At 65.2% G+C, this 24381-nt stretch carries 19 protein-coding genes and 1 tRNA gene; 3 read left to right on the top strand and 17 right to left on the bottom strand.

Annotation, left to right across the window (positions count from 1 at the left end; genetic code table 11):
• The coding region (locus FJ934_RS16490) for a YifB family Mg chelatase-like AAA ATPase (RefSeq protein WP_140610646.1) at positions 1–1152 on the top strand (1152 nt) is incomplete at its 5' end.
• A gap of 1141 nt (positions 1153–2293) precedes the next feature.
• Here the strand turns inward: FJ934_RS16490 and FJ934_RS16485 are convergent.
• The 8 genes from FJ934_RS16485 to cysK form a co-directional block, all read right to left on the bottom strand.
• A complete protein-coding gene (locus FJ934_RS16485) occupies positions 2294–3262 on the bottom strand; it encodes an FkbM family methyltransferase (protein ID WP_246671530.1) in 969 nt (322 codons plus the stop codon).
• Positions 3263–3579: 317 nt separating this feature from the next.
• Positions 3580–5751: a malate synthase G gene (locus FJ934_RS16480; RefSeq protein WP_140610645.1), complete on the bottom strand. Its 2172-nt coding sequence runs from the start codon at positions 5749–5751 to the stop codon at positions 3580–3582.
• A gap of 278 nt (positions 5752–6029) precedes the next feature.
• The gene (locus FJ934_RS16475; protein ID WP_140610644.1) at positions 6030–8072 is read right to left on the bottom strand and encodes a hydantoinase/oxoprolinase family protein; all 2043 of its coding nucleotides are present in this window, start codon (positions 8070–8072) and stop codon (positions 6030–6032) included.
• Between the two features lie 266 nt (positions 8073–8338).
• Positions 8339–8965: a CDGSH iron-sulfur domain-containing protein gene (locus FJ934_RS16470; protein ID WP_140610643.1), complete on the bottom strand. Its 627-nt coding sequence runs from the start codon at positions 8963–8965 to the stop codon at positions 8339–8341.
• A gap of 112 nt (positions 8966–9077) precedes the next feature.
• Positions 9078–9449, bottom strand: a complete 372-nt coding sequence (locus FJ934_RS16465) for a hypothetical protein (protein ID WP_140610642.1) — start codon at positions 9447–9449, stop codon at positions 9078–9080.
• Positions 9450–9577: 128 nt separating this feature from the next.
• Positions 9578–9931 (bottom strand): hypothetical protein, encoded by a 354-nt coding sequence (locus tag FJ934_RS16460; protein ID WP_246671529.1) that lies wholly within the window; start codon positions 9929–9931, stop codon positions 9578–9580.
• A 71-nt stretch (positions 9932–10002) separates the two neighbouring features.
• A complete protein-coding gene (locus FJ934_RS16455) occupies positions 10003–11490 on the bottom strand; it encodes an aspartate aminotransferase family protein (protein WP_140610640.1) in 1488 nt (495 codons plus the stop codon).
• 13 nt (positions 11491–11503) lie between these two features.
• Positions 11504–12592 carry a cysteine synthase A gene (cysK, locus tag FJ934_RS16450; RefSeq protein ID WP_140610639.1) on the bottom strand — a complete coding sequence of 363 codons (1089 nt, stop codon included), beginning with the start codon at positions 12590–12592 and terminating at the stop codon, positions 11504–11506.
• A gap of 255 nt (positions 12593–12847) precedes the next feature.
• On the opposite strand from cysK, the gene FJ934_RS16445 reads away from it, so the two are divergent.
• Positions 12848–14836, top strand: a complete 1989-nt coding sequence (locus FJ934_RS16445; protein WP_140610652.1) for a BTAD domain-containing putative transcriptional regulator — start codon at positions 12848–12850, stop codon at positions 14834–14836.
• Between the two features lie 95 nt (positions 14837–14931).
• A complete protein-coding gene (locus FJ934_RS16440) occupies positions 14932–15111 on the top strand; it encodes a hypothetical protein (RefSeq protein ID WP_140610638.1) in 180 nt (59 codons plus the stop codon).
• Positions 15112–15148: 37 nt separating this feature from the next.
• Here the strand turns inward: FJ934_RS16440 and FJ934_RS16435 are convergent, their stop codons facing one another.
• From FJ934_RS16435 to mepA, 9 genes are all read right to left on the bottom strand, one after another.
• Positions 15149–15457, bottom strand: coding sequence for a UBP-type zinc finger domain-containing protein (locus FJ934_RS16435; protein ID WP_140610637.1), 309 nt, complete (start codon positions 15455–15457; stop codon positions 15149–15151).
• 64 nt (positions 15458–15521) lie between these two features.
• Positions 15522–17219: a cyclic nucleotide-binding domain-containing thioredoxin-disulfide reductase gene (locus tag FJ934_RS16430; protein WP_140610636.1), complete on the bottom strand. Its 1698-nt coding sequence runs from the start codon at positions 17217–17219 to the stop codon at positions 15522–15524.
• 179 nt (positions 17220–17398) lie between these two features.
• On the bottom strand, positions 17399–17941 hold the full coding sequence (locus FJ934_RS16425) for a cytochrome b (RefSeq protein WP_140610635.1): 543 nt from the start codon (positions 17939–17941) through the stop codon (positions 17399–17401).
• Positions 17942–18229: 288 nt separating this feature from the next.
• Positions 18230–18314 (bottom strand) — tRNA-Leu (locus FJ934_RS16420).
• Positions 18315–18602: 288 nt separating this feature from the next.
• The gene (locus FJ934_RS16415; RefSeq protein WP_140610634.1) at positions 18603–19223 is read right to left on the bottom strand and encodes a 2,3-bisphosphoglycerate-dependent phosphoglycerate mutase; all 621 of its coding nucleotides are present in this window, start codon (positions 19221–19223) and stop codon (positions 18603–18605) included.
• Between the two features lie 33 nt (positions 19224–19256).
• The gene (gene dapB, locus FJ934_RS16410) at positions 19257–20099 is read right to left on the bottom strand and encodes a 4-hydroxy-tetrahydrodipicolinate reductase (protein WP_140610633.1); all 843 of its coding nucleotides are present in this window, start codon (positions 20097–20099) and stop codon (positions 19257–19259) included.
• Entirely contained in the window at positions 20096–21955 is a 1860-nt protein-coding gene (locus FJ934_RS16405) for an ABC transporter ATP-binding protein (RefSeq protein WP_140610632.1), read from the bottom strand. Before FJ934_RS16405 ends, dapB begins: the two co-directional genes overlap by 4 nt.
• A 132-nt stretch (positions 21956–22087) precedes the next feature.
• Complete coding sequence (locus FJ934_RS16400; RefSeq protein WP_140610631.1) at positions 22088–23113, bottom strand: glucokinase; 1026 nt, start codon at positions 23111–23113, stop codon at positions 22088–22090.
• A 177-nt stretch (positions 23114–23290) separates the two neighbouring features.
• Positions 23291–24376, bottom strand: a complete 1086-nt coding sequence (gene mepA / locus FJ934_RS16395) for a penicillin-insensitive murein endopeptidase (RefSeq protein ID WP_140610630.1) — start codon at positions 24374–24376, stop codon at positions 23291–23293.
• Positions 24377–24381 lie beyond the last annotated feature (5 nt).

Raw genomic sequence — 24381 nt, 5'->3', positions numbered from 1 at the left:
GCCAATGCCGAAGGCAAGGGCCTGATCTGTCCGTTCGCCTGCGGACCGGAGGCCGCCTGGGCCGGCAGCGATTTCGATATATTGGCGCCGCGCAGCCTGATCGCGATCGCCAACCATTTCCGCGGCACGCAGGTGCTGTCGCGGCCCGAAGCCGGCATCCACGCCTCGGCGCGCGACCTGCCCGACCTCGCCGACATCAAGGGCCAGGAGACGGCCAAGCGCGCGCTCGAAGTGGCGGCAGCCGGCGGCCACAATCTCTTGATGGTCGGCCCGCCGGGCTCGGGCAAATCGATGCTGGCGCAGCGGCTGCCGTCGATTCTGCCGCCGCTGGCACCGAAGGAACTTTTGGAAGTCTCGATGATCGCCTCGGTGGCGGGCGAACTCGGCGAAGGCAAGCTGACCGACCGGCGGCCGTTCCGCGCCCCGCATCATTCAGCCTCGATGGCGGCGATGGTCGGCGGCGGGTTGCGGGCGCGGCCCGGCGAAGTGTCGCTCGCGCATCACGGCGTGCTGTTCCTCGACGAATTTCCCGAATTCACGCCGCAGACGCTCGACGCGCTGCGCCAGCCGCTGGAGACCGGCGACTGCATGATCGCGCGCGCCAACCATCGCGTCACCTATCCGGCGCGCATCCAGCTGGTGGCGGCGATGAACCCGTGCCGCTGCGGCATGGCCGGCGAACCCGGCTATCGCTGCCTGCGCGGCGAACGCTGCCGCACCGACTACCAGGCGCGCATTTCCGGTCCGCTGCTCGACCGCATCGATCTCAGGATCGAAGTGCCGGCCGTTTCGGCCAGCGACCTGATCCGGCCGGACCGCGCGGAGAAGAGTGCCGATGTGGCGCTGCGCGTGGCGCGTGCCCGCACCCTTCAGCGCGAACGCTTCGAGCGGCTCGGCGCCGCCCGCGCCACCACCAACGCCCATTGCGCGCCGGCGGTCATCGAGGAGATCGCCATGCCGGATACCGCGGGCCTGTCGCTGCTCAAGGATGCCAGCGAAAAACTCGCCTTTTCCGCGCGGGCCTATCACCGCGTGCTGAAAGTGGCGCGGACATTGGCCGATCTCGACGCCAGCGAAACCGTCGGCCGCATCCATCTGGCCGAGGCGATTTCCTATCGCATGAGTTCGGAGCGGATGGCGCAGGCGGCGTAGCAAGCGGCCGTTGCAACACAGATCCGTCCACATTGAAGGAATTGAAGGGCGGATTTGCCTTCCGGGCTTCAACCGTTGAGAAGTCCCGCTGGCGACGTGGGAGAAGCCGTTTCAGAAGATACCAGGGGTAGTTGCGAACGCCGGCCCATATAGCGGCCCCCACCAGCGCTGTGAGGACGGCGTATCCTGCCAGAGTCCGAATAGAAGGCCGGCTCAACGTTACGAACAAAATCCAAGAAGCAGAGGGGCGGGAAGGAGGTCGGCGGCGAAGTCGGTCACGATCTTGACAGATTGAGCCAGCAACCGTCCCGATTCTGTATCTTGTTTCTGCAATTCGTGACGATCTGCCCACTCTATGAAGCCGTTGAATTGTGCCGCTCTCGAGCGCCTTTGAGACCCTATACGCGATATCGTCGGCGATTATAGGATCGTCGGAAAAATGATTCGATATATTCCGTTTGGAACCTATGTCCATCCACGCGCGCGTGTCGGAAGACAACGCTTCCCTGGCATTGGCAGCCTATTGTGTGGTCCCCCGCGCCAAAGTGTCTGTGCGGTCTCGGACCCCTGTTCACTCCCATCTGTCGCGAAACGGTTTCTGTCGCTCGGATGGGTACGATTTCCTTTGGGCCGTGGTGGTGTCGATCTCGACGATGACCCGAGCGGTAATCTTGACTGTCACCTTACCTGTCTCATCATCAACGCGCGTCACGTACCCCGTTATCGCCACCTTTTCGCCGGGCTTCGCTTTCCTCGGAGGCTCAATGGCAATTGGGAGGGTGGAGCTTGGAATGCTCACACATGCTCGGCCACTCCGACGCACCATCAAGATAGTCGCCGTCAGCGTCACCTCATCGCCGATGTCTATGCTCCGCCCCATACCTGGATTCCGGCACCGATGATGGGCTCATCAAGACATTGCTAATATAGCGGTGGCGCAGTGACGCAAAGATGACAGTTGTCGCCCACCTCGCAAGGCAGAAGTTGCGGGCTCGAATCCAGTCGGGTGGTCATTCCAGGTCAACCACTGAACCCTGTTCCGCGTCAGGCGAGCGGGCGTCGAGAAACTCCGGACTGGAATTGATCCTCATGTTGAGGCCGGGGCGGATCCGCGGAACAAGTCCATTCCGATAGCGGACGCTTATATCCATCTGCTTATATGCGTACCCGCCTCCAGGAACTCACGGACAATTTCGCGTTCCATGGCAGCAGTCCTTCGTCCTTCCGAGTTCCTCATGTAGGTGGAATGGAACTCGACATAAGCGGCATGGAGATCACGATGCAGCCCCGAACGGATCATGTCGTCCAGAATCTCATACTCCGCCCCTTCGACATCGAGTTTGAGAACGATCACTTCGTAAAGGCTGCGCTTGGCTTGGATCATCCGTGACAGCGAAAACGTTTCGACGAGCTCCGGCGCAAATCGCTGCGACTGGTACAAGCCTCCGTTGTGGCCGGGAATTATAGAGCAGCCTTCGTAGGTAGGGTCCGAGTGCTCTGGCGGGGGACCGAGCAGTTCGGCATAGCCATCTTTCACGCTCGCAGCCTTGGCCACGATCTCCATGGCGCCGTTTTCCGAGCGCAAACCCTGAAGATACTCCAGGCAATTCTTGTTTGGCTCGACAAGAACGTAATCAAAGTGGTCGGGCGTGTAGTACCGGGAAAAGAACCTATACCCCTGGCCGATGTTAGATCCGCAATCGATAAATAATCCGCGACTTCGCGTTGCCGCCTTGAGCTTGGACAATGCCTGCCTTGCATCGCTCGCGACGCGATGCCGGAGCCTTTGCGACCGAATCGGCTCACTTAGCGCTAGCGCCGACAACTGGAGGAACCGACCGAGCCTCCTGGTTCTCAGCACATCTGCTATCTGGTTGATCTTGCTGATCGCCTTACCGGAGCCGTATGCCGTGCGCTCCAATGGCGGACAGGGCAGCCCGAGGCGCATGCGTTGGGTGTGTGCGAAGGCAATCGCATCGCGCTCGCGCCTGAATTCATGGAACGTTTCCTGGCCGCCCTCGCATACGCGGGCAAACCAGCCCTCAAAGCCCTCCGACAGTTCCACGGAGGTTTTGGAGCAACCGGCATCATATTCGGGGGAAACAGGCATGGCGCTTCCTGCATAGCGGTCGAAACCCGACATTCCATTAGGGTACGCTGATACAATGAATGTGCTGTGACAGGCGCAACGGCCCGTCAACTTCACGACTGACGGTGAAATCCATGCGATCGGCGAGTGCGCCCTTCTCGGCGCCGAGCGCGTGGCCGGCAAACCGGGCCCGAGGGCAAATCCGAGGCGCAAAAACACCTGATCCTGCGCCGCTTTCCAGGGCGCGTGGTTGGAATGGGAGTCGGCGCACTTCACGCCTGACCCCACCCCCGGGCCTCCCCTCAAGGGGCGCCGGAGCTCCCGACCGCCCGATCCTTTCAGGCCCGCTCTTTCGCCTTCAGTTCCAGCCGGCGCGCGTGCAGAACCGGTTCGGTGTAGCCGTTGGGCTGGCTGGTGCCCTTGAACACGAGATCACAGGCTGCCTGGAAGGCGATGGAATCGTCGAAATCCGGCGCCATCGGCTGGTAGAATGGATCGCCGACATTCTGGCGGTCGACGATGGCCGCCATGCGCTGCAGGGAATCCATCACCTGGATTTGCGAGCACACTTTGTGGCGCAGCCAGTTGGCGATGTGCTGGGAAGAGATGCGCAGCGTGGCACGGTCCTCCATCAGGCCGACATCGTTGATGTCGGGCACCTTGGAGCAGCCGACGCCCTGGTCGATCCAGCGCACGACATAGCCCAGAATGCCTTGCGCGTTGTTGTCGAGCTCGCGCTGGATCTCCTCGGGCGTCCAGTTGGGCCGCACCGCCACCGGCACCGACAGGATGTCGTCGAGCTTGGCCTTCGGCCGGTTTTTCAGCGCCGCCTGCACGGCGTGCACATCGATCTTGTGGTAGTGCGTGGCATGCAGCGTGGCCGCCGTCGGCGACGGCACCCAGGCGGTGTTGGCGCCGGCCTTGGGATGCGCGATCTTCTCGACCAGCATCGCCGCCATCAGATCCGGCATCGCCCACATGCCCTTGCCGATCTGGGCGTGGCCGGCGAGCCCGCATTCCAAGCCCGTATCGACATTCCAGGCTTCGTAGGCGGAGATCCAGGCGGCCTGCTTCATGTCGCCCTTGCGGATCATCGGGCCGGCTTCCATCGAGGTGTGGATCTCGTCGCCGGTGCGGTCAAGGAAACCGGTGTTGATGAAGACGACACGGTCTTTTGCCGCCCGGATCGCCTCCTTGAGGTTGACGGTGGTGCGCCGCTCCTCGTCCATGATGCCCATCTTGATGGTGTTTTTGGCCATGCCGAGCAGGGCCTCAACCCGATCAAAAATCTCGACGGCGAAGGCGACTTCCTCCGGCCCGTGCATCTTCGGCTTCACCACATACATCGAGCCGGCGCGGGAATTGGCGCGGCGGCCCTTCGGCCCGACATCGTGCAGAGCGATCAGCGCCGTGACGGCCGCGTCCATGATGCCTTCCGGCACCTCATTGCCGTCGCGGTCCAGGATCGCCGGATTGGTCATCAGGTGGCCGACATTCCTGACCAGCATCAGCGAGCGGCCCGGCACGGTCAGCGTGCCGCCGGCAGGCGCGGTGTAGGCACGGTCGGGATTGAGTTTGCGGGTAAAGGTCTTGCCGCCCTTGGTGATCTCTTCGGCCAGGTCGCCCTTCATCAGACCGAGCCAGTTGCGGTAGACGACGACCTTGTCCTGCGCATCCACGGCCGCAACCGAATCCTCGCAGTCCTGGATGGTGGTCAGCGCCGATTCCAGGATGACGTCGGCGATGCCGGCCGGATCGGTGCGGCCAATCTGGTTGTCGCGGTCGATCACGATCTCGATATGCAGTCCATTTTTCACCAGCAGCAAGGCTTGCGGATTGGCGGCGTCGCCGCGATAGCCAACGAATTGTTTCGGGTCGGCGAGCGTGGTGGAGCCGGCGCCTTCGCCGAGCTTCAGCGCGCCGTTCGCCACCGACAATCCGTTGACGCCGGCCCATTTGCCTGAAGTCAGCGGCACGGACTGATCGAGGAAATCCTTGGCCCAGGCGATGACCCTGGCACCCCGCGCCGGGTTGAAGCCTTTGCCCTTCTGCGCGCCATCCGTTTCGGGGATGGCGTCGGTGCCGTAGAGCGCGTCATAGAGCGAGCCCCAGCGCGCATTGGCGGCGTTCAGCGCATAGCGCGCGTTCATCACCGGCACGACGAGCTGCGGCCCGGCGACGACCGCGATCTCAGGGTCGACATTCTCGGTCGACACGCTGAAGGCCGGCCCTTCGGGAACGAGATAGCCGATCTCCTTCAGGAAAGCCTTGTAGGTTTCCATGTCGATGGGCGCGCCATTGTCGCGATACCAGCCGTCAAGCTTCTCCTGCATGGCGTCGCGCTTGGCCAGCAGCGCGCGGTTCTTCGGCGCGAGGTCGTGGACGATGGCCGAGAAGCCGTTCCAGAATGTGTCCGCATTGATGCCGGTTCCCGGCTGTGCTTCGTTGGCGACAAAGTCGTGAAGCTCGCGGGCAATCCGCAATCCGGCGATTTCGACGCGATCAGTCATCAGGGCTTTCTCCAGGCGAAAGGCTTGGGCGGGCCTTTGGCATGTCAGGGCGCAAGGGTCAATTCGGCTAAGGGTGAAGGTGCCGCATTTTGCCGCCGCGGAACTGCGTATCTCCCCCCTTGAGGGCGAGATGGCCGGCAGGCCACAGGGGGTCGCCGCGCCTGGGGCGCCAACCTTCATCTGCCGCAGGACGTCGCGTCCGGTCGAACCGACCCCCTCTGGCCGCTTCGCGGCCATCTCCCCCCTCAAGGGGGGAGATTACCCTCTCGACCGTCGCACTATACCGCGATCCTTGGCCTGCCCGAGGCCACCGCCACCACATGCGCCTCGATGAACATGCGCTGGGCTTCGACGGTCGAGACGCGGAACTCGGTCGCGACGTCGATCTCGGCGCTGTCGGTGCCGGCTTCCCGGGCCCGCTGGGCGACTATCGCCCGCACATCGGCTTCGGCCGCCGCGATCGCCGCAGCCTCGTCGAGGAAGTCGCGCACGGTTTCTCCGGAGGCAAGGCGGAACAGTCCTTCCCTGGGCTGGCTGACCCGCGCCTCCGCCGAAACCCTGACCTGGCCGACAACGGCGCCGAGCGCGTTGGCGACATCGGTGTCCTCAGGCACCACGCAGTCATTACCGACCAGGGGCGCCAGGCCGGCATAGTGCAGCGGCGCGGAAGCGCCCAGCCCGATGACCGGGCGGTCGAGCGCGACGGTGAGGCGGGCGATGCCGGGGTGCGCGTCGACGGCGCGCTGGACCAGCGCATGCGCGACGGTCGCGGCGCCGTCGAGCCCGTCCTCGGCAAAGGCGGTTTCGAGGATGTATTCGGCCGACCAGCGCGTCAGCGTCACCAGCACCCGCTCCGAAATGGCTTCCGGCGAGGTTGCGATGGGCTGGCCACGGCCGTCACGCCTGCGGGCGAACAGCTCGGCGCCGAGGCGGGCGGTGGCGGCATCCCAGTTCGCCTGCTTGCCAAGTACATGTGCCGCGTCCGACGGGGTGAAGCCGCAAATGTGCACCAGCCCGCGCGACACCAGCCGGTTCAAGGTGGCGTTCTGGGCATTCGACGTCAGCAGCCGGTCGAGGGCAAGCGGGGTCGCGCCGATCGCCTCGTAGAGCCGTGCTTCCGGGGCGGTCAGGCCCGCGGCAAGCCTGTCCGGCACGCCGGTGCGGACAGCGAAGCGGCCATCCATGCGACCGGTGTTGGGCGCGCGCAGCTGGCGTTCGAGCTCCGATTTGACCGCTTCACCATGCGCCATGCCGGCAAGCGCCAGCGGCACCAGACGTCGCGGCCCGAGCAGGACCCTCGGGTTGAGCGCGCCGTCCTCCAGCGTCACTTCGGAATCGCCGCCGAGCCCGAAGGTGCGCATGGCGACGGCTTCGACCATGGTGCGGAAGCCGCCAACCGTGGCGCCTTCCGGATCAAGCCTGGGCCGGCCTTCGTCGAGTACGGCCACGTCGGTGGTGGTGCCGCCAATGTCGGACACCATGGCATTGTCGAGCCCGGTCATGTGGCGGGCGCCGACCAGGCTGGCCGCGGGGCCGGAGAGTATGGTCTCGATCGGCCGCTGGCGGGCAAACGCCGCCGAGACCAGCGCGCCATCGCCGCGCACCACCATCAAAGGGGCGGCGATGCCGCGTTGATCGAGAAAGCCCTCGGTCGCCGCCACCAGCCGGTCGATCATCGAGATTAGCCTGGCGTTGAGCAGCGTCGTCAGCGCCCGGCGCGGGCCGCCGAGCTTGGCCGACAATTCATGGCTTGATGTGACCGGCAGACCGGTCTTCTCGCGGATCAGCTCGCGGGCGGCGACCTCGTGCGCTGGATTGCGGGTGGCGAAATAGGCGCAGATCGCAAAGCCGGACACGGAGGCCCCCAGTTCCGGCAAGGCGGCCTCAAGCTCGGACAGGTCGAGCCTAGCGGCATTGCCATGCACATCGTGGCCGCCTGGACAAAACACCACCGGATCGGTGCCGAGCGCCGTCTTCAGCCCATCGCGGGCGAGGTCGGCCTCGGAAAAGCCGATCATGACCAGCGCGACGCGGCCGCCCTGGCCCTCGACCAGCGCATTGGTGGCGAGCGTCGTCGACATCGAGACCAGCTTGATGGCGGTCGGATCGGTGCCGGCCTTCTGCAGCACCGCGTCGACGGCGCCGGAAATGCCGACGGCCAGATCATGCCGCGTGGTCAGCGCCTTGGCCTTGGCCAGCACCTTGCCCTTGTTGGGTCCGTGTTGCGGGCCTTCGGTTTCAGACCACAGCACGGCATCGGTATAGGTGCCGCCGGTATCGATCCCGAGGAAGAGAGGTTTTGGTTTGGATTTTGCGGTCATTTCTGGTGGCGGTCCGGACACGAGGAATTCTGCTGCGAAGCCCTTAGCCGATACGGGCCGGAGGATAAAGGCGGGAGCGATGGGCCAGTCGGTGGACAGCGTATTCTCCCCCCTCGAGGGGGAGATGGCCGGCAGGCCAGAGGGGGTCGGTCCGACCGGACGGGACGCCCTCTTTGCGGCGAAACAACAGGTTAGCGCTTCACGCGCGGCGACCCCCTCTGTCGCCTTCGGCGACATCTCCCCCTCAAGGGGGGAGAGCGCCTGCTTCAGCCGATAAATCCCACCTTCTTGTGACTGCCATCGCAAAACGGCTTGTTGGCGGAATGGCCGCAGCGGCACAGGAACGCGACCGTGGTGCGGTCGATTGTATGGCCGGTGCCGGTGACGATTTCGAGATTGCCCGCGATCTTGAGCGGACCGTTTGTCGTCGGCGTCACATTGAGCGGGCCATCCCGCGCTTCGAGGGCCGGCGTGTCCTTCAGCGTCGGCTCGCCGGTGGCCGTGAAACCTGCCTTGGTGTGACTGCCGTCGCAGAATGGCTTGTTTTCCGACGCTCCGCAGCGGCAGAGCGTAGCGCGGAAGAACGTCTCGCCGTCGAGCACGATCTGGGCGTGAACGGCAAGTGGGCCGTTTTCCCGGACGCGCACCGTGTTGACCACGGGCGGCTGCTCCTGCGGTCCGCCATCCTTCCTGATGTAAGTGATGGCGCCCGAGGGGCAGCTCTCGGCGATGGCGACGATCTTCTCGACGCTGGCGGCCTCGGGATGGATCCATTGCCCCGGCGCATTGGGCACGAAGACATGCGGATCGCCGAGCACGCAATTGCGCGAATGGATGCAGCGCTTGCCGGAAAACCCGACATCGATCTCGTCGCTTTCGACCATGTCGGCCATCGCTGGGCTCCCTTGCCTGGAGCGCGCCGCGTCCGAACGACAGACGCGGCGCGCTTTGGGTGTTTGGGCAAGCTATGGCTCGAACGGGAAAACCGTCAAGCTGGCAAACCGGTCAGGGGACCAGGTTGATCTCCTCGGCTTCGCCGCCGCTGCAGGTGTAGCAGCAATCCTCGCATTTCTCCTTGTTGCCGGGGCCGACGCCCCAATAGGTACCTTCGTCGCCATCGACCCAGGCGCCGTAACAGATCGATTCACCCTCGTTGCAGGAGATCGGCAGCGACTTGGTCTCGCCGTCGTCGAGATAGAAATCCTTGCCGTTGCCCGGCCAGACATAGTCGCGGTCCTGGCTGTAGAGCTCGACGCGCATGGCGTTGGGATGGCTGTTCTTGATGGCGAAGGTGACATCGCCGGCATGGGCCGACGGCGCGATCAGCATGGCAAGTGAAAGCGCGGCCAAGGTGCGGCGCGCGTAGGCGTAGAACATGGTAACCCCCTGGATAAGCGGCCCACCCGGCCGCGACGCGACCATGGCACGCTGTGTTGAGTCGCGAAAGTGGGGCTGGTGCCTCGACCCCCGACTTAATTTGGGTCCGACGGGTCCTTGCCTGCTCCCTATGGCACCAGGTCGATGGTTTCGGTCGAATGTTCGACGCAGATGAAACAGCAGGTATCGCAAGGCTGGTCGTTATTCGGCCCGACGCCGGCGGAGATGCTGTCGTCGCCGTCGACCCAGGCGCCATAGCAGATGCGCTCGCCCTGATTGCAGGAGATGGGCACCGATTTCCGGGAGCCCGGATCGATCAGGAACACCTGGTCGTTGCCCGGCCAGACCGTCTCGCGGTCGCGGCTGAACAGCTCGACCGCGACCGCCTGCTTGCGCAGGTTCTTGACGAAGAAGGCCATTTCGGCGGCCTCGGCCGAGGTGGCACAGACCAGGGCCGCGAGCACGGCCATACGAAAGAGCATCACGGTCGGATCTCCCGAATCACGGCCACAGAATCGCATGGCCGCCCATGCCTGTCGCTCGCGTTTTGGAGCTAATCCCCGGATGACCCTTCCGCCGCGATCCCGCGTCCCAACCGCACCGTTTCGCGCACCAGAAGATCGAGATCGTCACGCCGGGTGCGGTGGTTGGCGATGGCGACGCGCAGCCAGTGCTCGCCATGCACGGTGGTGTCGGAGAGTGCCGCAATGCCCTGTTCCTGCAGCCGCAGCATGATCTCGGTGTTGAGCGCCTTCAGCGGCTCGCCGGCAATCCCGGGCTGATAGCGGAAGCAGACGATGTTGATGGTTGGCGGCATGGCCAGTTCCAGCAGCGGCTCGGCCTCGATCAGCCCGGCGAGATAGAAGGCCTGCGCGATGTTCCGGTCGATCAGGCGGCCGAACTTGTCGACGCCATGCTCTCTCAACGCCATCCACACTTTCAGCGCACGAAAGCCGCGCGTCGTCTGCAGGCCGTAATCGTGCAGCCATTCGCCGGAGGCTAGGCCGCGCGGCGTCGATTCCAGATATTCGGGCGTCACCGCGAATGTCTTGCGATGCGCGGCGGCATCCCTGACCAGCGCGCAGCCGACCTCGAACGGGGCGTGCAGCCATTTGTGCGGATCGAGCGCGACCGAATCGGCCCATTCGATGCCCGCGACCAGATGCGCGTTTTGCGGAGCAATGGCAATCAGCGCGCCGATGCAGCCGTCGACATGGAACCAGAGGCCTTCCTCATGCGCCAGCTTGGCAAGCGTGCGCAGGTCGTCGATCGCCCCGGTGTTCACCGTGCCGGCATTGCCAATGAAGCAGGCCGGTTCGAAACCCGCCGCGCGGTCCTCGGCGATCGCCGCGCGCAAGGCATCGATGTCGATGCGCAAGCTCGCGTCAGTCGGAACTCGGCGCAATGCCCGATTGCCAAGGCCGAGTGCTTCCATCGCCTTGCGGTGGCAGGAATGGATCTGGTCCGAGCCATAGAAGCGCAGGGGCTTCTCGATTGCCGCGACGCCCTGCTCGCGCACATCGATGCCGGCCTTGGTGTTGCGCGCCACGGTCAGCCCAATGATGTTGGCCATCGAGCCGCCGCTGACCAGCGTGCCGGAAGCGGACGCGGGAAAGCCCAGCATTTCCTTGCACCAGTTGACCACCTGGCTGTCCATCAGCGCGGCGGCATGGTTGCCGCCGCCAAGGTTGGAGCCCTGGATTGCCGCGAGGAAGTCGCCGAGCGCGCCGGTGAAGTTGCTCGACCCCATATACCAGGACCAGAAGCGCGGGTGGATGTTGCCCATCGGGTAGGACATCACGGTGCGGGAGACCTCGTCATAGACAGCGGCCAGCGGCGCCGGCGATCGCGGCAGGCTTGCCGCGAAGACCTCTCGCACATCCGCCGGCATCTCCCGCCAGATCGGGCGATCGCGCACGCCGCGCAGATAATCGACAGCATCGTCGATGATCCGGTGAGACAGAGCCTGCGCCTCGGTCCAGTCGGAGGGATCGAGCGTTTCCTCGTCCAGTATTTCGAGCGATTGCCGCGCGACATCCATGACCGGCCTCCTGTCACGCCGCCGGGAACTGGCAGCCGGGCGTCGAGCGCGACAGCGCCGTCTCCTCGGCGTCCATTTCCGCCTCGATGCCGTCGAAGAGCGGCGTCGACATGTAGCGTTCGCCGGTATCGGGCAACATGCACAGGATCACCGATCCGGCCGGCGCCTTCTCCGCAACCTGCCGCGCCACGGCGAAGGTGGCGCCGCCGGAAATGCCAGTGAAGATGCCTTCCTTCCGCGCCAATGCCTTGGCCCATTTGATGCCTTCGGGTCCGGCAACCGGCATCACCTCGTCATAGAGGCTGGCGTCGATCGCTTCCTGCAGGAGGTTGGGGATGAAATCCGGCGTCCAGCCCTGGATCGGATGCGGCTCGAAAGCCGGATGACTGGCGGCGGGAGCGCCATCGGCGCCGCGCTGCTGCGCCTTGCCGCTGCCGATCAGCTGCGCATTGGCCGGTTCGGCGAGTACGATGCGGATGTCGGGCCGCTCGCGGCGCAGCACGCGCGCCACACCGACGACGGTGCCGCCGGTGCCATAGCCAGTGACGAAGCAGTCGAGCCGCGAGTCGGCGAAATCATTGATGATCTCGCGCGCCGTCGTCGCTTCGTGGATGGCGGCATTGGCGGCGGTTTCAAACTGGCGGGCGAGGAACCAGCCATTGGCCTCGGCCAACTCGACCGCTTTCTTGTACATGCCGAAACCCTTTTCGGCGCGTGGCGTCAGCACCACCTTGGCACCCAGCATGCGCATCAGCTTGCGGCGTTCGACCGAAAAGCTGTCGGCCATGGTGACGACCAGCGGATAACCCTTCTGTGCGCACACCATGGCAAGCCCGATGCCGGTGTTGCCGCTGGTTGCCTCGACGACCGTCTGGCCCGGCTTCAGCGCGCCGCTGCGTTCGGCCTCCTCGATGATGTTGAGCGCCAGCCGGTCCTTCACCGAGGCGCCCGGGTTGAAGAACTCGGCCTTCACGTAGATCGTCGCGTGCGCCGGTGCGAGGTTGTTGATGCGCACCACCGGCGTGTCGCCGACCGTGTCCAGGATGCTGTCGAACAGCCTGCCGCGCCCAGCGGTGGTCCTGATCTTTTGTTTATTCAACATCTTTGATCTCCTCGATCCTGATCGTCTTCAATTTCACGGGCCGGTTACAGACCGGCGGTTTGGGCGGCGAGTTTTCGAGACCTTGCCACGCTAGGACTGACGTGCCGGCGATGCGGCAATGGCCGCAGCCAGCGGGGAAACCCGCCTTCGGATGCGCGTTGTCGGTTTCAGTGATACACAAGAGGCCGACAGGCCAGCGTGGGAGCAGGCGTGGAAACGCACGTGGAATCCGCCCGGTCGAGGCAGGACGGCGAGATGCCGGGCCTGTCCGTGCGCCTGCTCGGATCGCTGACGATCTCCCGCAACGGCGTGCCGGTGGCACTGCCGGCATCGCGCAAACTACGGGCGCTGCTGGCCTATCTGGCGCTGGCGCCGCATCCGGTCGGGCGCAGCCGCCTGTGCGAGCTGTTCTGGGATGTGCCCAACGATCCTCGCGGCGAGCTGCGCTGGTGCCTGAGCAAGCTGCGCGGTGTGCTCGACGCGCCGGAGCGGCGCCGGGTGTCTACGCAGGGCGACATGGTCGCGCTCGATCTGGACGGTTGCCTGGTCGACGCGCTGGAGATCAGCCGCGCCACGGCGCAAGGAATTGGCACGCTTGATGTGGAGCGGCTGCGGGCGCTGGCCGGGCTCTTCGCCGGCGATTTGCTCGACGAGCTGGAGCTGGAGCGCAGTCCGCTTTTCAACAGCTGGCTGATCGCCCAACGCCGCCGCTTCAACTCGTGCCACGTGGCGGTGCTGGAACAGCTCGTTGAAACCCTGCCGCCGGATTGCGACGAGACGATCGGCCATCTCGACCGGTGGGTGGAACTGGCGCCGTTCGACGGGCGCGCGCATTTGGCTCTGCTGGCCAGCATGGTCCGACGTGGCGAGATCGGCGCGGCCGAGCAGCATCTGGCGGCAACAGAACAGCTGTTTCAATCGGAGGACCTGGATTTCGCACCGCTTCGCGCGGCCTGGCGGGCGATCCGTGACCAACGGGCAAGCGCCGCGCAGCAAGCGCAGCCGGCCTGCCTGTCCTCGGCATCGCAGCTTGTCGCCACTCCAGGTGATGATGGCCCGGTCGAGCCGAGGCATGCGTCATTGGCAGTCATGCCGTTTGCCGAGGAAAGCGGCGCGCGCGGCGGACTGGCCGATGGCCTCACACACGACATCATCACCCGTCTCGCCAAGCTCAGGGATTTCTTCGTCATCGCGCGCGGATCGGTGTTCGCACTGGCCGAGAAGGCCATCGCGCCCGAGGAGGCTGGCAGAAAACTGAACGTCGACTATGTCGCCACCGGCACGGTGCGCAGCCTGACCGGCCGGGTGATCGTCGGCGTCGAGCTCGTCGAGGTGCGCACGGCCAGGATCGTCTGGGCCGAGACATTCGAGCACCGGCTCGACGACATCTTCGCGGTGCTGGACGACATCGGCGACAGCATCGTCTCGTCGATATCGGCCGAGATCGAAACGGTCGAGCGCAACCGCGCCATGCTGAAGGCGCCCAATTCGCTCAACGCGTGGGAAGCCTATCATCGCGGCCTCTGGCACATGTACCGCTTCACCCAGGCGGAAAACGAGCAGGCGCGGCATTTCTTCGCCCGGGCGCTGCAACTGGACCCGACCTTTGCCCGCGCCTATGCCGGCCTGTCCTTCACCCACTGGCAGAACGCGTTCCAGCGCTGGGGCGACCGCGACCGGGAGAGCGCGCTGGCCTTCGAGAGCGCCGGCCACAGCCTGCTGGTCGACGACCACAATCCGGCCGCGCACTGGGCCATGGGGCGAGCGCTATGGCTGCGCGGCGCGCAGGACGGATCGCTCGTCGAACTGCAACGGGCGGTGGATCTCAGCCCCAATTTCGCGCTTGGTCATTATGCGCTGTCCTTCGTCCACTCGCAGTCGGGCGATCCGCGGGCGGCGATCGGCTCCTCCGACCATTCGCGCCATCTGAGCCCCTTCGACCCGCTGCTGTTCGGCATGCTGGGCGCAAGAGCCATGGCGCATGTCCGGCTCGGCCAGTTCGAGGAAGCGGCCGAATGGGCGCTGAAGGCGGCGGCCCGGCCCAATGCGCACGCCATCATCCTGGCGATCGCCGCGCACTGCCTGGCGCTGGCCGGCCGGCTCGATGAGGCGCGCGGCTTTGCCGCCGCCATCCGAAGGGCATTGCCGCACTATTCGAGCGAGGATTTTATCGGGACGTTCCGTTTCGAGCCCGACGCGGAAGCACTGTTCCGGCAGGGCGCGAGGCGGATCGGGCTGGGCTGAGACCGGGCTTGAGTCCCAACCAGTTAACAAAGCCGGAAGGAGTTGCTTAACCGTTCACGGTTATGTGACGCCTTGGGGGGCATGACAAAGTGAGTATGATGAGCAACAGCCCCGAAAAGCGCAACGAATGGCGTGCCATTCTTCATGTCCAGGCCCGAATCGCCGTCCTGTTCGTCCCGGTCGTGGCCAGCCTGCTGCTCATCGCGGCCCTTGCCGGGAACGACCGCAAATCCGTTCCCGACGTCGACCGCACGGTCACCGGCTCGGTGCGATAAATCGGGCCGAACCGCTTTTTCCTGGCTCTTCGAAACTTCAGTAAAACCGCGGGATCGGTCCGTTCTGCGGAGTCGTGCGGTCGCCGAGGTCGAGAAAGATCTCGTCGACAAAACACCATCCCCAGCCCTCGGGCGGATCATAGCCCTCGATGACGGGATGACTGGTGGCATGAAAATGCTTGGTGGCGTGGCGGTTGGGCGAATCGTCGCAGCAGCCGACATGGCCGCAGGTGCGGCAGAGCCGCAGATGGACCCACCACGATCCGCTCTTCAGGCACTCCTCGCAACCGAGTGCGCTCGGCGTCACGTCCTTGATCCCAGCCGCATGTTTGCATTCGTCCGCCATCACACTCTCCTGGCCAGTTGAGGCTCAATCATTTCTTTTGCGCAAATCCCCAGGGAAAGCGGCGCTACGCGCTTTCCCTGGAATTGCTCTCAGTGGCATGACTGCCGTCTCGCGCCAGATAAGCATGCAAGGCCGCGACCACCTGGGCACCCTCGCCGACAGCCGCCGCGACGCGCTTGACCGAGCCGCACCGGACGTCACCGATGGCAAACACCCCGCTGCGGCTGGTCTCCATCAGGCCGTGCCCATCTCCCAACTCCGACCCGGTGCGGATGAAACCCTTGGCATCCAGCGCCACGTTGCATTGCGCGAGCCAGTCGGTGTTCGGGTCGGCGCCGATGAACAGGAAGAGATGGCGGATTGGGCGCGTCGTTCCCTCGCCGCTGACGCGGTTGCGCCAACGCACGCTGGCAAGGTTGCCCTCCTCGCCCTCCAGCGCCTCGATTTCGGTCTCGGTCAGCACCTCGATGTTCGGCTGCGCCTTGATGCGCTCGACCAGGTAGCGCGACATGCTGGCATCGAGGCTGCCGCCGCGCGCCAGCAGCGCCACCTTGCGCGCATGGCTGGCTAGGTAGACGGCCGCTTGTCCGGCCGAATTGCCGGCGCCAACCAGCGCCACCTCCTGGCCGGCGCAAAGCCGCGCCTCGATCGGCGAGGCCCAATAATGCACCGACGTTCCCTCGAACCGCGACAGGTTGGCGACATCGAGGCGGCGGTAGCGCGCGCCGCTGGCGATCACCACGCTGCGCGTCCGCACGGTCTCGCCGTCGCCGACATCGAGCAGGTAGCGGGCGCCCGACATGTCGGGCGCGGCGCTCAGCAGCTTGGCCTCGTCGGGGATCACCATTTCGACGCCGAACTTCTGCGCCTGATTGTAGGCACGCGCCATCAGCGCCATGCCCGTAATGCCGGTCGGGAAGCCGAGATAGTTCTCGATGCGCGAGGACGCGCCGGCCTGTCCGCCGAAGGCACGGCAATCGAGCACGATTGTCGACAGCCCTTCGGACGCCGCGTAGACCGCGGCAGCGAGCCCGGCCGGCCCGGCGCCGACAATGGCCACGTCATACACCGTGTCGGCATCGATCGGCCTGACCAGGCCGATGCAGCGGGCGAGGTCCTTCTCGCCGGGGTTGAGCAGCAGCCTGCCGTTCGGACACAGTATGACCGGCAGATGATGCGGATCGACGTTGAAGCGCTCGACCAGGGTTTTCGCGCAGGGGTCGCTGCCGGAATCGAGCACCCGGTGTGGCAGGCCGCTGCGGCGCAGAAAACCTTGCAGCCGCAACACGTCGGCATTGTCGAGCGGTCCGATGATGATAGGCCCGCTGGTGGCGCTTTCGAGCAGTCCGACACGGCGCAGGATCAGCGCCCGCATGATGCGCTCGCCAAGATTGGCCTCCTGTACCATCAGGTCGCGCAGCCTCCGCGAGGGGATGACGAACGCCTCGACCGGCTCGGCGGCCTCGGCATTGACCAGCGAGGGGCGGGCCGAAAGCTGCGCCAACTCGCCGACGAAGCTGCCTGGACCGTGGGTGATGAGCGTTTCACGCCGGCCGAGCCCGCCATCCTGGGTGATGTCAACACTGCCCGACAGGACGACGATCAGGCCGGGCGCCACGTCGCCGGCCTTGACGATGTGCTCGCCGGCGGCATAGGCGCTGGCCTCGCCGAACCGGCGCATGCGTTCGATGTCGGCCTCGGCCAGCGTCGGAAACGCCTGATCGCGACGGGTCGAGAAGATCGGGTTGGTGGCTTGCGACATGGCCGCGAGCGTAGCGCCTCGCCAGGACGGTTTGAAGCGGTTTGTTCAGCGCCTAGCCGGGAGGGGAGGTTGGTTGCTGGCCGCCAAGCCGTCGCGCCGCGATGACGAGATCGGGGAGACTTGAAACCAACGTCGCGATTCGCAGCCGAAGAACAATCGCCCGGGATTTGACGCCGCATTCAGGAGCCCGCCGTCTCCGGCAGCATGCGCTTGAGCACATCGTCCCTGCGGATGAAATGATGCCATAGCGCCGCCGCCGCATGCAGTCCGGCAAGAATGAGGATGAGATTGGCGCACAGGCTGTGCAACTCTCTTATGAACCGGCCCGTGTCGCGATCGGGCGCAACCGGAGCCGGAACGGTGAAAAGGCCGAAAAAGCTCAGCGCGTCACCCCTGTACCAGGTGAGCAGGATGCCGAGGACCGGAATGGCCACCAGCAGCGCGTAAAGCAGCAGGTGCGCGACCTTGGCCGCCCATCGTTCCAGTTCTGACATTTCCCCCGGCAACCCGGGCGTTCCCAGTGCCAGGCGCAGGCCGAGGCGGATCACCACCAGCGCGAACAGCAACATTCCGAACGAGATATGGAGCCACCAGACGAGCGCACGGCCGGGATCGCCGCGTGGAAAGAGGTCCGCCACATAGGTCAGGCCATAAAGCCCGATGACCAGCAGAAACACCGCCCAATGCATGGCCTTCTGCGCGTTTGTGTAGGTGGGATTCATCTGAGCCTTCCGATTTCTGCATCGTTTCCAAACTAGCCGCGATCATGTCAAAGCTTTGTCGTGCCGAGCCCTTTGGCCGTACTTGAACGACGAGCGGCGATCCTGCCTGCGAGTGTTGCAGGATCGGAAACGTGATCGCGGTCGGACGAACATTGGAACAGGGGACCTGTCAGTTCGCTGACAGTCGGTGGCGGTCCGGCAACGACGCTTCAGACAAAGAAAAAGCCCGGCGAACCGGGCGTTTTCTCTTTGGGTCTCTGAACCGTCGAACGATTCGAAACGGGAATTTGGTGCCCAGAAGAGGACTCGAACCTCCACTCCTTGCGGAACACGGACCTGAACCGTGCGCGTCTACCAATTCCGCCATCTGGGCTGGTGCGGGCTCAATAAGCGGGCAAGCGATTGCTGTCAACGCGCTTTTTTCAAGGGTAGCCGGCTCCTATGCTGTTAACGTCGGCGCTGCCCCTCACCTGCCTGCCGGCATCCTCTCCCCGTAAACAGGGCGAGGGGCGCTCTCACCGGCGATTTCGCCAATCGCCAGCGTCGCAGAAATGGCGCCAGCGTCGCGGCCAGCTTCTTTCTCCCCATTCACGGGGAGAAATGCCCGGCAGGGCGATGAGGGGCAGCGCCACGTCCATAATTGGCGGATGCGACTGACCTGTCAGCCCTCCAGCACTTCCTTCGAAGCCACGGTCGAATCGGCGTTCAGCGTGTAGATGACCGGCACGCCGGTGCCGAGCTCCAGCTTGACGATCTCCTCGCCGGACTTGCCGTCAAGCGCCATGATCAGCGCGCGCAGCGAATTGCCGTGGGCGGCGACCAGCACGGTCCCGCCGCGCAGCACATGCGGCTGCAGGTCGTGCAGGTAATAGGGCCAGACGCGGGCGCCGGTGTCCTTCAGGCTCTCGCCACCAGGCGGCGGCACGTCATAGGAGCGCCGCCAGACATGCACCTGCTCCTCGCCCCATTTTTTGCGGGCATCGTCCTTGTTGAGGCCGGAGAGGTCGCCATAGTCGCGCTCGTTCAGCGCCTGGTCGCGGATCGTCTTCAAGTCGCTCTGGCCAACGGCGTCGAGAATGTGCTGGCAGGTTTTTTGCGCCCGGGTCAGCGCCGAGGTGAAGGCGATGTCGAACTTCAAACCGCGCGACTTGAGCTTCTCACCGGCGGCCTTGGCTTCGGCGTGGCCCTGCTCGGTCAGATCAACGTCGCGCCAGCCGGTGAACAGGTTCTTCAGGTTCCATTCGCTCTGGCCGTGGCGGACGAGCACGAGAGTTCGCGACATGTTTGCTCCCTTTGGTTTTGGGGTTGGACGGTCTCAGGCGAGCCCAAGCACGTCCCGCATCGAATACAGTCCGGGCTTCTTGCCACGCGCCCACAACGCCGCCTTGATGGCGCCCCGGGCGAAGATGGCTCGGTCCTCGGCATGGTGGGCGAGGGTGATACGCTCGCCGGTGCCGGCCAGGATCACGCTGTGGTCGCCGACCACCGAGCCGCCGCGCAGCGTGGCGAAGCCGATCGAGCCGGTCTTGCGCACGCCTGTGTGGCCGTCGCGTGAACGCACGTCATTGCCGGCCAGCGCCACACCGCGCCCGGCGGCGGCGGCCTCACCCAGCAGCAGCGCGGTGCCCGAGGGCGCGTCGACCTTGTGCCTGTGGTGCATTTCGAGGATCTCGATGTCGAAATCGTCGGCGTCGAGCGCGCGTGCCGCCTGTTCGACCAGCACCGCCAGGAGATTGACGCCGAGGCTCATATTGCCCGACTTGACGATCGTCGCGTGGCGCGCCGCCGCGGCGATCTTCGCGTCGTCGTCGGCCGAGCAGCCGGTCGTGCCTATGACATGGACGATGCGTGCCTGCGCCGCGTAGCCGGCGAATTCGACGGTCGAGGCCGGCATGGTGAAATCGAGCACGCCATCGGCCTTGGCGAAGACCGGCAGCGGATCATTGCCGATCGCCACGTCGATGCGACCGACGCCGGCGAGTTCGCCGGCATCCTTGCCCAGATGAGGCGAATCCGCACGCTCGACCGCACCGATGACCCGGGCGCCCGGAATGCTGTGGATGGCGCGGATCAGCGTCTGGCCCATGCGGCCGGCAGCACCCACCACCACAAGGCCCATATCGGTTGCCGGATTGTCGTTTGCTGACGTCTCGCTCATGCCGTGCTCCCGGCGATTCTTTGGGTTTCGATGTCGTGAACCGAAGTCTGGATCGGCGCGCTGTCGTCGACAAGCCCCAGGCCCTTGACGCCCTGTATCCGGTGGAAACGGGCATAGACGCTGTGCGGATCGGCCATCAGCGAGGCGTGCGTGCCCTCTTCCACCAAGTGGCCCTGTTCGAGCACGATGATGTGGTCGGCATTGACCACCGTCGACAGCCGGTGCGCGATGACGATGGTGGTGCGCCCTTCCATGACCTTGGTCAGCGCCTGCTGGACGCGGGCTTCGGCCTCGTTGTCGAGCGCCGAGGTCGCCTCGTCGAGCAACAGGATCGGCGCCTGCCGCACGATGGCGCGGGCGATCGAAACGCGCTGGCGCTGGCCGCCCGAGAGCGTCGCGCCGTTCTCGCCGACCGGCGTGTCATAGCCTTGCGGCTGCTGGCGGATGAAACCGTCGGCCGCTGCCTGCTTCGCCGCCTCTTCGATCTCGGCATCGGTTGCGGAGGGGCGGCCGTAGCGGATGTTGTCGCGGATGGTGCCTTCGAACAGATAGGGCGCCTGCGACACATAGGCGATGGAGCCGCGCAGCGACTGCTTGGTGACCTTGGAAATGTCCTGGCCGTCGATCTCGATCGTGCCGGACTCGACATCGTAGAAGCGCTGCAGCAACGCCACCAGTGTCGTCTTGCCGGCCCCGGAAGCGCCGACGATGGCGGTCATCTTGCCGGCGGCGGCGACGAAGCTCAGGTCCTGAAGCACCGGCATGTCCTCGACGTAGCGGAAGGACACGTTGTTGAACCTCACTTCGCCCGTGGTGAAATGCGCCTCGGTTGCATCGGGCGCGTCGCCCTGCTGCGGCTCGAGGTCGAGCAGCTCGTAGATCATGCGCGCATTGACCAGCGCGCGCTCCATGCCGACCTGCATGCGCGCCAGGCGTCGCGCCGGGTCATAGGCCAGGATCAGCGCGGTGATGAACGAGAAGACCGCGCCCGGCGGCTGGCCAAGGACGAGTGCCCGATAACCGGAATAGGCGATGACGGAGGTTACGGCGAGGCCGGCCAGCATGTCGGAAATCGGCGCCAGCCGTTCAGACACGCGGGCGATCTTGTTGTTGCGCTGCTCGGCCGTGTCGGCCATGGCGCCGATGTGGCGCGCAAGCGCGTCCTCCATGGTGAAAGCCTTGACGATGGCGATGCCTTGGGTGGCTTCCTGCACGGCCCCGATCAGCCGGGAATTGATCAGCACGGATTCCCGGGTGATGCGCCGCACGCGACGGGTGAGATAGACAACGGCCCAGATCAGCGGCGGTCCGATCAGCAGCGAACTGAGCGACAGGACCGGATCCTGATAGACCATGACGCCGACAAGGCCGACCAGCGTGACCGCGTCACGGCTGATGGATGTCAGCGTCAACGACAACAGGTCGCGGATGCCGCCGACGTTTTCATTGACCTGTGCCGCCAGCCGGCCTGAACGCGTGTCGTTGAAGAAGCCAACACCGAGCTTCATCAGATGGTCGAAGATGCGCTTCTGGTAGCGCGCCACCAGATTGTTACCGATCTTGGCCAGCGCGACCGCCTGGCCATAGCCGGCGAAGCCGCGCAGCAGGAAAGCCGCCATGAAGCCGGCGCAGATCCATACGATCGCGTCGCCACGCCGTTCGTAGAAGATCTGGTTGACCATCGGGGCCATGATCCAGGCGGTGAAGGCAGTCGTACCCGAAACGATCAGCGAGCATGCGATGACCATGGCATAGGTCCAGCGGTAGTCACGGCTGTTTTCCGCGAGAATGCGGCGGAGCACCGCTGTGACCTGACCGGGCGTGGCCTTCTGCTTGTTTGGAGCTTGAAAAGTCAAATCGGGAGCTTCGTGGTTTCCGCCTGGGGCCGGGCTGCAATTCGGCACTCCTCTTAGCGCCATGCGGCCGGCTTGCCTATGCCCGCGGCTGATTAACTTCGTCGCGGGCAGCGCGTCCTCGAGGCGATGCCACTAGGCCTGCCAGCGCCGGCCCTCCGTCTGGACGCCGAACAGCGACGGGGTCCTGGCATAGGCGGCAAGGCCGAGAAGAGCCGCCAGCGGGTGGGTGATGACATAGACAGGCATGGAGCGCATCAATTCGCTGTGCGGCGCCTTGTCCTCGAAGGCGGCGCGGAAATTGCCAGCCTTCAGCGCCGGCACGATTTTCTGCGCGATGCCGCCGGTGAGGAAGACGCCGCCGCGACTCATGAACACCATTGCGAGATCGCCGGCCGTGCGGCCGAGGCAGGTGACGAACATCGACAGCGCTTCCTCGGCGACCGGATCGGTCTTGGCCAGCGCCGCCGCCGTGATCTCCGCCGGCGTGGTGAAGGGAGCCGGTTTGCCGTCCGCCCTTGCCACCGCCCGGTAGGCATTGACGAGGCCACGCCCACTCAGGATCTGCTCGCCCGAAATGCGGCCCTCGAGCTTCTCGATATGCGGAAAGACCTCGAAATCGCGGGGTGAGCGCGGGCCGATGTCCATGTGGCCGCCCTCGCCGGGCACCGGGATCCAATGGTGCAGCGCGTAGACCAGGCCGGCAACGCCGAGCCCGGTTCCCGGGCCAAGCACGACGCGGCCGGCATTGGGCTCCGGCGTGCCGCCGCCGATCTTTTCCATATGCTCTTCGCCCAGCGCCACGACGGCCAGCGCCTGCGCCTCGAAATCGTTGAGCACGACGATGTCGCTCAGGCCGAGGCTCGAAAACATCTGCCTCGGCTTGACGATCCACGGGCAGTTGGTGAGCTCGATCTCGTCGCCGTCGACCGGGCCGGCCACCGCCAGAACCGCCGAATTCGGACGAATGGATGAGCGGTCCAGCACCGCCGCCTGGATCGCCTCGTCGATGGTGTTATAATTGGCGGTCTGCACGATCGTCGGCTCGCCGGCCTCGGAATTGGCGTCGAGCACGATCGAGAAGCGCGCATTGGTGCCGCCAATGTCGCCGATCAGGATCGGAAACCGCAAAGACGTGTCGGTATCGCTTACGCTTGGCATGCTCTCGTCCGTCTCCGGCGCCCCTGACGGCGTATCGCCGTTCTTCCGTTGACTAGCGCATGAGTTTGAAAAGGGAAACGGTTTTCGAACCCGGCAATGCGCTGAGACAGTTTCTGCGGCCAAACAGCCACTCTTTCGCGGAAAATGGCACCCTAAACCGATTGAGCGACGCGACGATCAGTTCGCGGGCGGTCGTGGGCGCGGCACCGGCACGCCGACCTCGGGCGTCGTGAAAGCGTTCACCGCGCCTGGCAAGCCGGCCGTGCCGCTGGCCGTGGTGGCGGGCGGTGAAGGCGCTTCCGGTTCGGGCGCAGCGACCGCGACGGCGTCGCCACGGTAGGTCGCCGCCTCGGCCGATTCCGGCCCAGGCGCGTCGAGCACGAACTGGCATTGCTTGGGCAGGTTCGCCATCGTCATCAGGTCGCGGGCTTTGGGCGCATCCGGATTCTTGTTGGGCCGCCATGGCTCCTGCGTGAACCACCAGGCCAATGGCTTGCCGCAGCCGTCATCGGCCGGGATCGCTTCCTGCCCCTTGCAAGCGGGCGAGCCCGGTTGGCAGCCGATGCGGACATGGAAGTGGTAGTCATGGCCCCAGAACGGCCTGATCTTGCGCAGCCAGGAGCGGTCGCCGGTGACGGTGTCGCAGAGCTTCTTCTTGATGCCCGGATTGACCAGAATGCGCTCGACTTCGGGGTAGCTCGCGGCGCGCTTCAAAAGCCGCGTATGCATCGGCTTCCACAGCGCGTCGTTCACCAGATGGGTCTTTTCATCGACCATCAAGGTGGCGCTGATGTTTTCGCGTTCGCTGGGGGTCAGCTTGCGGTCCGGCATCGGCGTCAGCCAGATGTCGGCATCAAGGCCGATCTGGTGCGAGGCATGGCCGCTCAGCATCGGGCCGCCGCGCGGCTGCGAAATGTCGCCGATCAACAGGCCCGGCCAGCCGTCGGACGCCGCGTCGCGCGACAATTTCTGGATCAGCGCGATCATCGCCGGGTGCCCCCAGCGGCGGTTGCGCGAGGGCCGCATCACCTCCCAGTTCATGCCGTCCATGGGCAGCGCGACGCCGCCGGCAAAGCAGCCCTTGGAATAGAAGCCGAAGGATTGCGGGGCGGTCACTGTGGGCAGTTTCGCAGCGCCGAACAGGTCTTTCGCGCGCTCCTCGGCGGAGCCCGGTTTGGTTGTAAGGCCTGTGAGCAGAAGCAGGCCAAGCGCAGCCGCCAGCAGTGATTTTTTGCCTAGGGACGACCGCGTCGCTGTCTTCATGAACC

Origin of the sequence: Mesorhizobium sp. B2-4-12, from assembly GCF_006441575.1 — a bacterium.
Taxonomy (GTDB): domain Bacteria; phylum Pseudomonadota; class Alphaproteobacteria; order Rhizobiales; family Rhizobiaceae; genus Mesorhizobium.
This window is presented reverse-complemented; position numbering and strand designations above follow the sequence as displayed.